This is a genomic window from Actinomadura oligospora ATCC 43269 (assembly GCF_000518265.1).
Taxonomy (GTDB): domain Bacteria; phylum Actinomycetota; class Actinomycetes; order Streptosporangiales; family Streptosporangiaceae; genus Spirillospora; species Spirillospora oligospora.
Window position 1 is genome coordinate 56,563 of the sequence record NZ_JADG01000021.1, and the last position, 12,196, is coordinate 68,758.

Genomic DNA, 12,196 nt, shown 5'->3' on the forward strand with positions numbered 1-12,196 from the left:
AGACATGAGTTCGAGCTTCCAGGCCCCCAAGGGCATCAGTGAGTACGTGCCGCCCCGCGCGGACCTCCTCTACGCCGTGCGCGAGGCGTTCGCCGAGCGCGCCCGGCTGGCCGGATACGGCTATCTGGAACTGGCGGTGTTCGAGGACACCAACCTGTTCAAGCGCGGGGTCGGCGAGTCCACCGACGTGGTCTCCAAGGAGATGTACACCTTCACCGACCGGGGCGACCGGTCGCTGACGCTGCGTCCGGAGTTCACCGCCGGGGTGCTGCGCGCCGTCCTGGAGCACGGCCTGCACAAGCAGGGCGCGCTGCCGGTCAAGGTGTGGACGACCGGCCCCGCCTTCCGCGCCGAGCGGCCCCAGAAGGGCCGCTACCGGCAGTTCTACCAGCTCGACCTCGAGGCGATCGGCAGCGAGGACCCGGCCGTCGACGCCGAGGTGATCGCGATCGCGACGGGCTGGTACCGCGCCCTCGGCCTCACCCAGGTGCGGCTGCTGCTGAACTCGCTCGGCTGCAAGCGGTGCCGTCCGGCCTACCGGGCCCTGCTGCAGGAGTTCCTGCGCGGCCTGGACCTGGACGAGGCGACCCGCGAGCGCATCGAGATCAACCCGCTGCGCGTCCTGGACGACAAGCGTCCGGCCGTCCGCGAGCAGCTCGTGGGCGCCCCGCTCATGGCCGACCACCTGTGCGGCGACTGCAAGGCCTACCACGACCGGGTCCGCGAGCTGCTCACGGGCCTCGGCATCGCCTTCGAGGACACCCCGACCCTGGTCCGCGGGCTGGACTACTACACCCGCACCACCTTCGAGTTCGACCACCCCCTGCTCGGCGCCCAGTCCGGCATCGGCGGCGGCGGACGCTACGACGGCCTGTCGGAGGACATCGGCGGCCCCGAGCTGCCCGGCATCGGCTTCGGCCTCGGCCTGGACCGGACGATCCTCGCCCTGGAGGCCGAGTCCGAGTCCGGCGAGCGGAGCGCGGAGTTCACGCCCAAGCCGCGCTGCGAGGTCTTCGGCGTGGCGCTGGGCGAGGGCGCCGAGCGGCGCGTGTTCGACCTGGTCGCGGAGCTGCGCGAGGCCGGGATCGCGGCCGACATGGCGTTCGGGGGCAAGAAGCTCAAGGGCGCCATGAAGGACGCGGACCGGTCCGGCGCGCGGTTCGCGCTGATCCTCGGCGAGCGCGACATCGCGGGCGGGGTCGTCCAGCTCAAAGACCTGACGTCCGGGGAGCAGACTCCCGTCCCGCTCGCCGACACCACTTCGACGTTGAAGGAAAGGCTTTCACGATGATCCGCTCGCACGAGGCGGGGACGCTCCGCAGGGAGCACGCCGGGCAGCAGGTGACGCTGGCCGGCTGGGTGGCGCGGCGCCGCGACCACGGTGGTGTCACCTTCATCGACCTGCGGGACGCCTCGGGCACCGCCCAGGTCGTGTTCCGCGAGGAGGACACCGCGCACGACCTGCGGTCGGAGTTCTGCGTCAAGATCACCGGCGAGGTCCGGGTCCGTCCCGCGGGCAACGAGAACCCCGAGCTGCCCACCGGTGAGATCGAGGTCGCCGCGACCGAGATCGAGGTGCTGAGCGAGTCCGCGCCGCTGCCGTTCCCGATCGAGGGCGACGTCAACGTCAACGAGGAGATCCGGCTCAAGTACCGGTACCTCGACCTGCGCCGCGAGACCGTCGCCCGCGACATCCGGATCCGCTCGCAGGGCTCGTACATCATCAACGACGTCATGCGCGACCACGGCTTCGTCAACATCGAGACCCCGACGCTGACCCGGTCCACCCCCGAGGGCGCGCGCGACTTCCTGGTGCCGGTCCGGCTGCGTCCGGGCCACTGGTACGCGCTGCCGCAGTCGCCGCAGCTGTTCAAGCAGCTGCTCATGGTCGGCGGCCTGGAGCGGTACTTCCAGATCGCCCGCTGCTACCGGGACGAGGACTTCCGCGCCGACCGGCAGCCGGAGTTCACCCAGATCGACATCGAGATGTCGTTCGTCGAGCAGTCCGACGTGCTGGCCGTCGCCGAGGACCTCGTCCGGCGGCTCTGGCGCGACATCGTCGGCCACGAGATCGGCGAGATCCCGCACATCACCTACGCCGACGCCATGGCCCGCTACGGCTCGGACAAGCCCGACCTGCGGTTCGGCCTCGAGCTGACCGAGATGACCGAGTACTTCGCGAACACCTCCTTCCGGGTGTTCCAGGCCCCCTACGTGGGCGCGGTCGTCATGCCGGGCGGCGGCTCCCAGACCCGCAAGGAGCTGGACGGCTGGCAGGACTGGGCCAAGCAGCGCGGCGCGCGCGGCCTCGCCTACGTCCTCGTCCAGGAGGACGGCACGCTCGGCGGCCCGGTCGCCAAGAACCTGTCGGACGAGGAGAAGTCGGGCCTGGCCGCCAAGGTCGGCGCCGAGCCCGGCGACGCGATCTTCTTCGGCGCCGGCAAGCCGCACGCCACCCGCGAGCTGCTCGGCGCGGCGCGCCTGGAGGTCGGCCGCCGCAGGGGCCTGATCGACGAGGACGCCTGGGCGTTCTGCTGGGTCGTGGACGCCCCGGTGTTCGAGTCCGTCGAGGACGACAAGGGCGAGCACATCGGCTGGACGTCGGTGCACCACCCGTTCACCGCGCCGAAGCCCGAGCACGCCGACCTGGTCAAGACCGACCCGGGCGCGGTGCTCGCGAACGCCTACGACATCGTCTGCAACGGCAACGAGATCGGCGGCGGCTCGATCCGTATCCACCAGGCCGAGATGCAGCAGCAGGTGTTCGACGTCCTCGGCCTGTCCAAGGAGGAGGCCGAGTCGAAGTTCGGCTTCCTGCTGGAGGCGTTCAAGTTCGGCCCGCCGCCGCACGGCGGGATCGCGTTCGGCTGGGACCGCATGGCCATGCTGCTGGCGGGCGAGTCGTCCATCCGCGACGTCATCGCGTTCCCGAAGGCCGCGTCCGGCTACGACCCGCTGACGGCCGCCCCGACGCAGATCACGCCGGAGCAGCGCGCCGAGGCCGGCATCGACTTCGTCCCCGAGGACGAGGACGAGAACGCCGAGGAGAACGCCAAGGCGTGACGCCCAGAGCATGAGAAAGGGCCGGTCCGATTCTCGGACCGGCCCTTTCGCCGTTTCGCGGCCGAGACGGCGTCGGCTTCGCGCTGTCTACGTCTCGGGCCGCCCGTCCCCCAGGCGCTGGGTCGCCTCGCGCTGCCGGGCCGCGGCCTCGCCGAGGAAGTCGACGATCGCGGCCAGCTCCCGGTCGTCGTAGCGGCTCATCAGTTCCATCAGCGACGCCACGTAGTCCTCGAACAGCGGCGCCAGCTCGGCAAGGCGGTCGGGGACGGTCTCCACCAGCACGCTGCGTTTGTCCCCGGGGTTGGGGACGCGCCGGGCGAACCCCTTGCGCTCCAGCCGGTCGATCAGCCCGGTCACCGACGCGGGCGCGAGGCCCGAGCGCTCACGCAGCTGCCGCGCGGTCAGCGGGCCGAAGCGATCCAGCAGGTCGAGCGCCTTCTCCTCGGTGGCGGTGAGGCCCTGGTGCCCGGCCAGGGCGGTGTGGAACATCACCGCCGCGTTGCTCAGCTCGCGCCCGCCCGCGAGCAGCCGTCCCACCAGCTCGTCCCGGTCCGTCATGCCGCCCAGCCTATCTATTTCGTTCGGCCGAACAAAAAACTTGACCGGCCATCCGCGCCTCCATATATTTCGTTCGGCCGAACGAAATATATGGAGGCATGACGATGCGAGTTCTGATCATCGGTGGCGGGGTCGCCGGAACGGCCGCGGCGCTGGCGGCGGACAAGGCCGGCCTCGAGCCCCGGCTGTTCGAGGCCTACGACGAGAGCGCGGGCCTGGAGCACGGCGTCTTCCTGACCGTCGCGGCCAACGGCATGGACGCGCTGCGCGCAGTGGACGCCCACCACGTCGTCCTCGACGCGGGATTCCCCAGCGGCCGCATCCGGTTCCACAGCGGCACCGGCAAGCACCTGGGCTCGATCCCCCTCGGCCCGGCCCTCGACGACGACTCCGTCACCCGCACCATCCGCCGCTCCGACCTCTACGGCGGCCTCTACAAGCTGGTCGCCGAGCGGAACATCCCGATCGAACACGGCAAGCGCCTCGTCCGCGCCGAGAACCTGCCCGGCGGCGTCCGCGCCCACTTCGCCGACGGCACCAGCGCGGACGGGGACGTCCTGGTCGGCGCGGACGGCGTCCACTCGGTCACCCGCACCGCCATCGACCCGTCCAACCCCGGCCCGCGCTACACCGGCCTCGGCAACATCGGCGGCTTCACCCGGACGGCGGACATCGACGCCGAGCCCGGCGACTACGTGATGATCTGGGGCCGCGACTGCTTCTTCGGCTACACCGTCGCCCCCGACGGCGAGGTCTGGTGGTTCGCCAACCCGCCCGCACGGCAGGAGCCGTCCCGCGCCGACCTACGCCGCCTGACCGGCGCCGACCTGAAGAGCCGGCTGATCGACCTGCTGTCCCCCGACAAGGGGCCCGCCGCGCGGATCGTCCGGGACACCGGCGGGGAGATCCGGCTCACCAACCAGTACGACCTCCCGAGCATCCCCACCTGGCACGACGGCGCGATGGTCGTGATCGGCGACGCCGCGCACGCGGTCTCCCCGTCCTCCGGACAGGGCGCCTCGCTGGCCGCCGAGGACGCGGTCGTCCTCGCCCGCTGCCTCCGCGACCTCCCCGCCGTCCCGGACGCGCTCGCCCGCTACGAGTCCCTGCGCCGCGATCGCGTCGAGCGCATCGTCACGTGGGGCTCCGGCATGAACAACACCAAGAAGCAGGGCCTCGTCGGCCGCGCGCTGCGCGACCTCGCGCTCCCCCTCATCCTCAGGAAGGCCGACAGCCCCAAGGAGATGGCGAGGATGGCGTGGATGTTCGAGCACCACATCGACTGGAACGACACCGTCCGGCCCTGAGCGGGCCGGACGGGGCGCCCGGAGCCGGGGTCAGCGGTTGGTGCCGCTGGTGACGCGGTACACGTCGTACACGCCGTCGATGGACCGGACGGCCTTCAGGACGTGCCCGAGGTGCTTCGGGTCGCCCATCTCGAAGGTGAACCGGCTGACGGCGACCCGGTCGCGGGTGGTGGTGACCGACGCCGAGAGGATGTTCACGTGCTGGTCGGACAGCACGCGCGTGACGTCCGACAGCAGGCGTGGACGGTCGAGCGCCTCGACCTGGATCGCGACGAGGAACACCGAGTCCTCGCCGGGCGACCAGCGGACGTCGATGAGCCGGTCCGGCTGCTCCTTGAGCTGCGCGACGTTCGCGCAGTCGGCGCGGTGCACCGACACGCCGTGCCCGCGGGTCACGAACCCGACGATGTCGTCGCCCGGAACCGGGGTGCAGCAGCGGGACAGCCGCACCCACACGTCCGGGTCGCCCGCGACCACCACACCCGGGTCCCCGGCGGGCCGGGTGCGCTTGCGGCGCGTCGGGAGGGCGATCTCGGCCATGTCCTCGTCGGCGGACTCGACGCCGCCGAGCGCCTCCACGAGCTTCTGGACGACGCTCTGCGCCGAGATGTGCCCCTCGCCGACCGCCGCGTACAGCGACGAGATGTCCGGGTAGCGCAGGTCACGGGCGAGGACGAGCAGCGCCTCCCCCGACATCATGCGCTGGAGCGGCATGTTCTGCTTGCGCATCGCGCGGGCGATGGAGTCCTTGCCGGACTCGATCGCGGTGTCCCGCCGCTCCTTGGAGAACCAGTGCTTGATCTTGTTGCGGGCGCGCGGCGACTTGACGAAGTTCAGCCAGTCGCGGGAGGGCCCGGAGTCCGGGGCCTTGCTGGTGAAGATCTCGACGGTGTCACCGTTGTCCAGGACCGACTCCAGCGGCACCAGGCGCCCGTTCACCCGCGCGCCGATCGTCCGGTGCCCGACCTCGGTGTGCACGGCGTAGGCGAAGTCGACCGGCGTCGCGCCCTGCGGCAGCGCGATCACGTCGCCCTTCGGGGTGAAGACGAACACCTCCGACACCGACAGGTCGAAGCGCAGCGACTCCAGGAACTCGGCCGGATCGGCGGTCTCCTTCTGCCAGTCGAGCAGCTGCCGGAGCCACTGCATGTCGGCCGCCTTGCGGCCGCCGACCGTCTCCTCCTTGTACTTCCAGTGCGCGGCGACGCCGTACTCGGCCCGGCGGTGCATGCCCCAGGTGCGGATCTGCAGCTCGACCGGCTTGCCCTCGGGCCCGATCACGCTGGTGTGCAGCGACTGGTACATGTTGAACTTCGGCATCGCGATGTAGTCCTTGAACCGGCCGGGGACCGGGTTCCACCGCGCGTGGATGGTGCCGAGCGCCGCGTAGCAGTCGCGGACGCTGTCCACCAGGATCCGGATGCCGACCAGGTCGTAGATCTTGTCGAAGTCCACGTCCCGGGCGATCATCTTCTGGTAGATCGAGTAGTAGTGCTTGGGCCGTCCGACCACGGTGGCCTTGATCTTGGCCTCGCGCAGGTCGGCGGAGACGGCCTCGATGACCTCCTGCAGGAACACGTCGCGGCGCGGGGCCCGCTCGGAGACCAGCCGGGCGATCTCGTCGAACCGCTTGGGGTAGAGCGTCGCGAAGGACAGGTCCTCCAGCTCCCACTTCAGCGTGTTCATGCCCAGCCGGTGCGCCAGCGGGGCGAAGACCTCGAGGGTCTCGCGGGCCTTCTTCTCCTGCTTGTGCCGGGGCATGTACCGCAGCGTGCGCATGTTGTGCAGCCGGTCGGCAAGCTTGATCACCAGGACCCGGATGTCCCGGGACATCGCGACGACCATCTTACGGACGGTCTCGGCCTCGGCCGCGTCGCCGTACTTGACCTTGTCGAGCTTGGTCACGCCGTCCACCAGGGCGGCGATCTCGTCGCCGAAGTCGGCGCGCAGCTCCTCCAGGGTGTACTCGGTGTCCTCGACGGTGTCGTGCAGCAGGGCCGCGCACAGCGTCTCGGTGTTCATGCCGAGCTCGGCGAGGATGGTCGAGACGGCGAGCGGGTGCGTGATGTACGGGTCGCCGCTCTTGCGCTTCTGGTTCCGGTGATGGTGCGCGGCCACGTCGTAGGCGCGCTCGATCTGCCGGAGGTCCGCCTTCGGATGGGTGTTGCGGACGGTTTTGATGAGTGGTTCGAGTACCGGGTTCATGGCGGGACCGCGTTGGGATCCGAGCCGGGCGAGCCTGCGCCGCACCCTGGCCGCTGACGGTGGGATCGGGGCCGTTCCGGAGCCCGCCGGGGCGGGATCGGACGGCGTGCCCGCGGCCGGTGCCCCGCCGCCTCCGGCGGGGGCCTGCTTCGCGGGAGTGGATCCGGCGGGTTTCGCCGGATCTCCGGCTCCGGCGGGCTTCGCCGGGTCTCCGGACGCGGTCGGCGCGGGCGTCTGGCCCTTGCCCGCGGGGTTGGTCTCGGTGCCGCCGGGCTTCGCGTCGCCCTTGGCCCGAACTCGGCCCGGAGGCTCGTGGGACGCCGGGGCCGCGGACGCGGGGAGTGCCGGAGGCGGGTCGGCGGGCGTGGGACCACCGGACGGCGCGGGCGCGCTCGGTGGCGCGGCCGGAGCGCGCACCGCGGCCCCGCTCGGAGCGGCCGGACGTCCGGCGTCCGCCCGTGTTCCGATCACCGCGTCGGTTGATACCACCTCACCGGGCACCCAGCCTCCTCGAAGCCGTGCGGGCGCGTCTCGCCTGGTCGCCGGGCGGGTGCGCCCGTACCCGCCGGTCCCCTGATTCGGCCAGTGTATCCGGCCCCCATTTCGCACCCGGCCCAAACCACGATCTCGGGTGCGTGATCAGTAGAACATTCTTGCGGGTTGGGACATTCCGTATGTTCCGGGAGGGTTCCGGCGGGGTAGGTGAGGAGGTTCGAGCGAAGTCCTGAAGGGCTGCGGACTCAGACGGTCACCATTGCGTGCACGTCCAGGCCGTCCAGCTTGTCGCGTCCGTTGAGGAAGGACAGCTCCATCAGCACCGACAGCCCGACCACCTCGCCGCCGCCGCGCCGGACCAGTTCGGCCGCCGCGCGAGCGGTGCCGCCGGTCGCGAGCACGTCGTCCACGATCAGCACCCGGTCGCCCGGGACGAAGGCGTCGGTGTGCATCTCGATCGTCTCGGTGCCGTACTCGAGCTCGTAGCTCTGCTCGTAGGTCTGCGCGGGCAGTTTGCCCTTCTTGCGCACCGGGACGAAGCCCGCGCCCATGTGGTAGGCGACGGGGGCGGCCAGGATGAACCCGCGCGCCTCGATTCCGACGATCTTGTCGACGGTGCCTCGGCCGTAGTGGTTGACCACCGTGTCGACCACGCCGGCGAACGCCACGTGGTCGGCCAGCAGCGGGGTGATGTCCTTGAACAGCACGCCCGGCTTCGGGTAGTCGCTCACGTCGCGAATCCGGTCCTGGATCAGCTTGTCGAGGTCCACGGGTCTCCCTCTTGCGTCTTCTTCCGGGGCCCGGACGATCGGCGGGCGGCCGTCCGGGCACAGTGCGACGGCCGTGCCCGCCCACCCCGGTGGACCGGGGGGACCGACACGGCCGTCATGCTCGTTCGAGCAGGTCGTCCCAGCAGCCTACTTGCCGCGACGCTGTTGCCGGGTACCGCGCTTGGGCTGCTGACGCGGCCCCTGCTGCACCACCTTCTTCAGCGTGACACCGGCGGGCACTCCGCCCTGTGCCGTGCCCGCGGCGGACGCGCCGTCCTCCGGCACGTCGTCGGACGGCGGAGTGTCGTCGTCGTCCGAGGCCGAGCGGGCCGTCGCCTTGGCGACCTTCGCCTGCTGCTTCGGGCTCTGCTCGCGCTTGGCGATGTTCGCCCGCAGCTCCTTGAACCTCGGCTCCCGCTCCTTCAGCTGGACCAGCAGCGGCGTCGCCACGCAGATCGAGGAGTAGGTGCCGACGATCATGCCGACGAACAGGGCGAGCGACAGGTCCTTCAGGGTGCCCGCCCCGAACAGCGTGGTGCCGATGAACAGGATCGCCGCGACCGGCAGGATCGCCACCAGCGAGGTGTTCAGCGACCGGACCAGGGTGCTGGACAGCGCCTGGTTGGCCGCCTCGCTGTAGGTGATCTTCGACTTGGCGTTCAGCGGCCGCGTGACCTCCTTGATCATGTCGAACACCACGACCGCGTCGTACAGCGAGTATCCGAGAATGGTCAGGAAGCCCAGCACGGTCGCCGGGGTGACCTCGAACCCCGACCAGGCGTAGATGCCGGCCGTGATGATCAGGTCGTGCAGCAGCGCCACCATCGCGGCGACCGCCATCCGCCACTCGAAGGCGACCGACAGGTAGGCGATGATCAGGATCATGAAGACGACGAGCGCCTGCCACGCCTTCTTGGTGATCTCACCGCCCCAGGACGCGCCGACGATCTGACTGCTGACGTCGTTCTCCGAGACGCCCAGCTTCTCCGAGACGTCCTTCTTGACCTCGTTGACCTGCTTGGGGTCGAGGCTCTCGGTGGTGACGCGCCAGTTGCCGCCCGCCTTCTGCACGGTCGTCTGGTGCACACCGGCCGAGGTGACCGCGCCGCGCACGTCCTCGATCGAGTGGTGCGAGGCCTTGGCGATGGTGAAGACCGAGCCGCCCTTGAACTCCACACCGAAGGTCAGCCCCTGGACGAGCAGGCCGACCAGGGAGAACACGATCAGCAGGCCGGAGATCGAGTACCAGACCTTCGGCCGGCCGACGATGTCGGCGCTGATCTCGCCCCGGTAGATCCGGGAGATGATCGCACGCAGTCCCATGATCAGACCTCCTGGCTCGTCGGGCGGGCGGCGCCGGTCGCACGGGACTGCGTCGTCCGGCGCAGTCGCGCGGCGTCCAGCCCCGACAGCTTGTGGCCCCGGCCGAAGAACTTGGTCCGGCTCAGCAGCGCCACCAGCGGCTTGGTGAAGAAGAACACCACCACGACGTCGATCAGCGTGGTCAGGCCCATCGCGAACGCGAAGCCAGCGACGCCGCCGACGGCGAGGAAGTACAGCACGACCGCGGCGAGGAAGGTCACCGCGTCCGCCACCAGGATGGTACGCCGCGCGCGCTTCCAGGCGACCTCGACCGACGGCCGAAGGGCCCGTCCGGCGCGCAGCTCGTCGCGGATTCGTTCGAAGTAGACGATGAACGAGTCCGCGGTGATGCCGATCGACACGATCAGACCGATGATGTGCGGCAGGCTGAGCCGCCAGCCGATGTTCTCACCGAGGATGACCACGGCCACGTAGGTCATCCAGGACGCGATGACCAGCGAGCCGACCGCGACCAGGCCGAGGCCCCGGTAGTAGACCATGCAGTACAGCAGGACCAGCGCCAGGCCGATACCGCCGGCGATCAGGCCGCCGCGCAGCTGGTCGGCGCCCAGCGTGGACGACACCTCGTCGATCGCGCTCATCTTGAACTCGAGCGGGAGAGCGCCGTACTTGAGCTTGTTGGACAGGTCCTCGGCGTAGGTCTGGGTGAAGCTCTCCGCCGGGCCGTCGATCCGGGCGCTGCCGCCGGTGATCGGGCCCTGGTTGATCGACGGGGCCGACACGACCTGGCCGTCCAGCACGATCGCGACCTGCGCCTGCGGGGACGACGGGTTGGCCTGGTAGGCCTTGGACGCCTCGCTGGTGGTCTGGGAGAACTGGTTGCCGCCCTTGCCGGTGAAGGTCAGGTTCACCGACCAGCTCGACTGGCCCTGCGAGGTGTCCGGCGGCATCGCGGTCGCGGACTTGACGTCCTCGCCGAGCACCCGCACCGGGCCCAGCAGGTACTTGGTGACCTGCCCCTTCTCGGCCTTGTCGTCACACGCCACGACCCACTTGCGGTTCACGTCGTTGGAGCCCTTGACGGTCGGGCCGCCCTTGGCGCCGCAGACGGTCTGCTGGAACAGGGCGATGGCGTCCTTGTCCTCGACACCGGCGAAGTCGTTGCCGTCGGCGCCGACCGGCGGCGTCTGCGCGGTCGGGGTGTCCGACGGCTTCGGCGTGGCCGAACCGGTCGGCTTGGCCTTCGGCGACCCGGACGGCGTCGGGGCCGTCAGCGCCTGCGACAGCGCCCGCCCGCGCGGCGTGGACGAGTCGGACGGCTTCGGCGTGGCCGAACCCGACGGCTTGGCCGACGGGCTCGCGGCGCCCGGGATCGTCGCCTTGCCGGACGGCGTGGCGCCCGCCTTCGGGCTGGAGGTCGCGGTCGGCGTGGTCGCCGGAGTCTGCGCCGGCAGCCCGCTCGACTCGGCGAACACCTGCCGGAACTGGAGCTTGGCGGTGGAGCCGATGGTCTCCGCCGCGCGGCTCTGCCCCTGGCCGGGCAGGTTCACCACGATGTTGTTGCCGCCCTGCTTGGCGACCTCGCCGTCCGAGACGCCGAGCCCGTTGACCCGCTGCGTCATGATCTTGACGGCCTGGTCCATCTGGCTGCTCGGCGGGGTCTTGCCGTTCTCGGTGTGCGCGGTCAGCGTGACGGTCGTCCCGCCCGCGAGGTCGAGCCCCAGCTTGGGGGTCCCCTTCCCCTGCATGAACATCACGCCGGTCAGGGCCGCCATGACCACGAAGAGCGCCAGAAGTGTGCGCCCCGGCCTGGGGACATTGCTACGAGACGATGCCACTGGTCGTCGAACTTCCCGTCTTGTCGGTGCCGCCGCGGGTTTTAGGCGGAGGGCTTGTCGGCCTTGCCCGCGTGGGCGGGGGCCTCGTCCTCGTCCTTCGCGTCGGCCTTAACGCCCGCCTTCACGGCGGTCTTCCCGTCCTTGTCGGCGTCGTCCTCGACGTCGACGGCCTTCGCCGGCGACTCGTCGTCGCCCTTGGCGTCGGTCTCGGCCGGGGCGTCGTCCTGCTCGTCGCCGTCGAGCTCCTCGTCGGCGGGCTCGTCCTTCAGGACGGTCATGACCGCCTGCTTGACGAACTTGGCCTCCACGCCGGGGGCGATCTCCAGCACGATGCCGTCGTCCTGCACTTCGACCACCGTGGCGTGCATGCCGGCGGTGGTGATGACCCGGGTGCCGGGCGCGATGCTGTTCTGCAGCTGCATCTGCTCCTTGCGCCGCCTGCTCTGCGGCCGGATCAGCAGGAAATAGAAGACCAGCGGCACGGCCAGGAGGAGCAGCAGGTTGAATGCACCGCTGCCCCCTGAGCTCGCCGCCAGGATGTGTGTGTCGCTGCCCATTACGGGGCGTCCTTCCGATTGATTTGCCCAGCCTGTGGCCGGTAGGCCGTGTCTCGGGACCGCCGGCTGGTGGACGGTGT

Annotated in this window: 9 protein-coding genes; 3 read left to right on the forward strand and 6 right to left on the reverse strand. The window is 70.5% G+C overall.

Annotated elements, in window-relative coordinates:
* Positions 1–4 precede the first annotated feature (4 nt).
* Entirely contained in the window at positions 5–1,291 is a 1,287-nt protein-coding gene (gene hisS, locus P696_RS0128715) for a histidine--tRNA ligase (RefSeq protein ID WP_026415028.1), read from the forward strand.
* The gene (gene aspS / locus P696_RS0128720; protein ID WP_026415029.1) at positions 1,288–3,063 is read left to right on the forward strand and encodes an aspartate--tRNA ligase; all 1,776 of its coding nucleotides are present in this window, start codon (positions 1,288–1,290) and stop codon (positions 3,061–3,063) included. Before hisS ends, aspS begins: the two co-directional genes overlap by 4 nt.
* Positions 3,064–3,150: 87 nt before the next feature.
* Here the strand turns inward: aspS and P696_RS0128725 are convergent, their stop codons facing one another.
* Complete coding sequence (locus tag P696_RS0128725) at positions 3,151–3,621, reverse strand: MarR family winged helix-turn-helix transcriptional regulator (protein WP_034487504.1); 471 nt, start codon at positions 3,619–3,621, stop codon at positions 3,151–3,153.
* A gap of 98 nt (positions 3,622–3,719) precedes the next feature.
* Between P696_RS0128725 and P696_RS0128730 the strand changes: the two genes are divergently transcribed.
* Entirely contained in the window at positions 3,720–4,928 is a 1,209-nt protein-coding gene (locus tag P696_RS0128730; protein ID WP_026415031.1) for an FAD-dependent monooxygenase, read from the forward strand.
* Positions 4,929–4,958: 30 nt separating this feature from the next.
* On the opposite strand, the gene P696_RS48795 is transcribed toward P696_RS0128730, so the two are convergent.
* From P696_RS48795 to yajC, 5 genes are all read right to left on the reverse strand, one after another.
* Positions 4,959–7,133, reverse strand: coding sequence for a RelA/SpoT family protein (locus P696_RS48795; protein WP_051468321.1), 2,175 nt, complete (start codon positions 7,131–7,133; stop codon positions 4,959–4,961).
* 740 nt (positions 7,134–7,873) lie between these two features.
* Positions 7,874–8,398 carry an adenine phosphoribosyltransferase gene (locus P696_RS0128740; protein WP_026415032.1) on the reverse strand — a complete coding sequence of 175 codons (525 nt, stop codon included), beginning with the start codon at positions 8,396–8,398 and terminating at the stop codon, positions 7,874–7,876.
* Between the two features lie 147 nt (positions 8,399–8,545).
* On the reverse strand, positions 8,546–9,721 hold the full coding sequence (gene secF, locus P696_RS0128745) for a protein translocase subunit SecF (RefSeq protein WP_026415033.1): 1,176 nt from the start codon (positions 9,719–9,721) through the stop codon (positions 8,546–8,548).
* A 2-nt stretch (positions 9,722–9,723) separates the two neighbouring features.
* Positions 9,724–11,496: a protein translocase subunit SecD gene (secD, locus tag P696_RS0128750; protein WP_034487507.1), complete on the reverse strand. Its 1,773-nt coding sequence runs from the start codon at positions 11,494–11,496 to the stop codon at positions 9,724–9,726.
* Between the two features lie 104 nt (positions 11,497–11,600).
* The gene (gene yajC / locus P696_RS48800; RefSeq protein WP_064744143.1) at positions 11,601–12,116 is read right to left on the reverse strand and encodes a preprotein translocase subunit YajC; all 516 of its coding nucleotides are present in this window, start codon (positions 12,114–12,116) and stop codon (positions 11,601–11,603) included.
* Between the last annotated feature and the right edge of the window lie 80 nt (positions 12,117–12,196).

What these genes read in the sequence shown, in the direction of transcription:
- yajC (WP_064744143.1), bottom strand. Translation starts at nt 12,116, where the DNA reads ATGGGCAGCGACACACACATCCTGGCGGCGAGCTCAGGGGGCAGCGGT.
- secD (WP_034487507.1), bottom strand. Translation starts at nt 11,496, where the DNA reads ATGGCGGCCCTGACCGGCGTGATGTTCATGCAGGGGAAGGGGACCCCC.
- P696_RS0128725 (WP_034487504.1), bottom strand. Translation starts at nt 3,621, where the DNA reads ATGACGGACCGGGACGAGCTGGTGGGACGGCTGCTCGCGGGCGGGCGC.
- aspS (WP_026415029.1), top strand. Translation starts at nt 1,288, where the DNA reads ATGATCCGCTCGCACGAGGCGGGGACGCTCCGCAGGGAGCACGCCGGG.
- secF (WP_026415033.1), bottom strand. Translation starts at nt 9,721, where the DNA reads ATGGGACTGCGTGCGATCATCTCCCGGATCTACCGGGGCGAGATCAGC.
- P696_RS0128730 (WP_026415031.1), top strand. Translation starts at nt 3,720, where the DNA reads ATGACGATGCGAGTTCTGATCATCGGTGGCGGGGTCGCCGGAACGGCC.
- P696_RS48795 (WP_051468321.1), bottom strand. Translation starts at nt 7,133, where the DNA reads ATGAACCCGGTACTCGAACCACTCATCAAAACCGTCCGCAACACCCAT.
- hisS (WP_026415028.1), top strand. Translation starts at nt 5, where the DNA reads ATGAGTTCGAGCTTCCAGGCCCCCAAGGGCATCAGTGAGTACGTGCCG.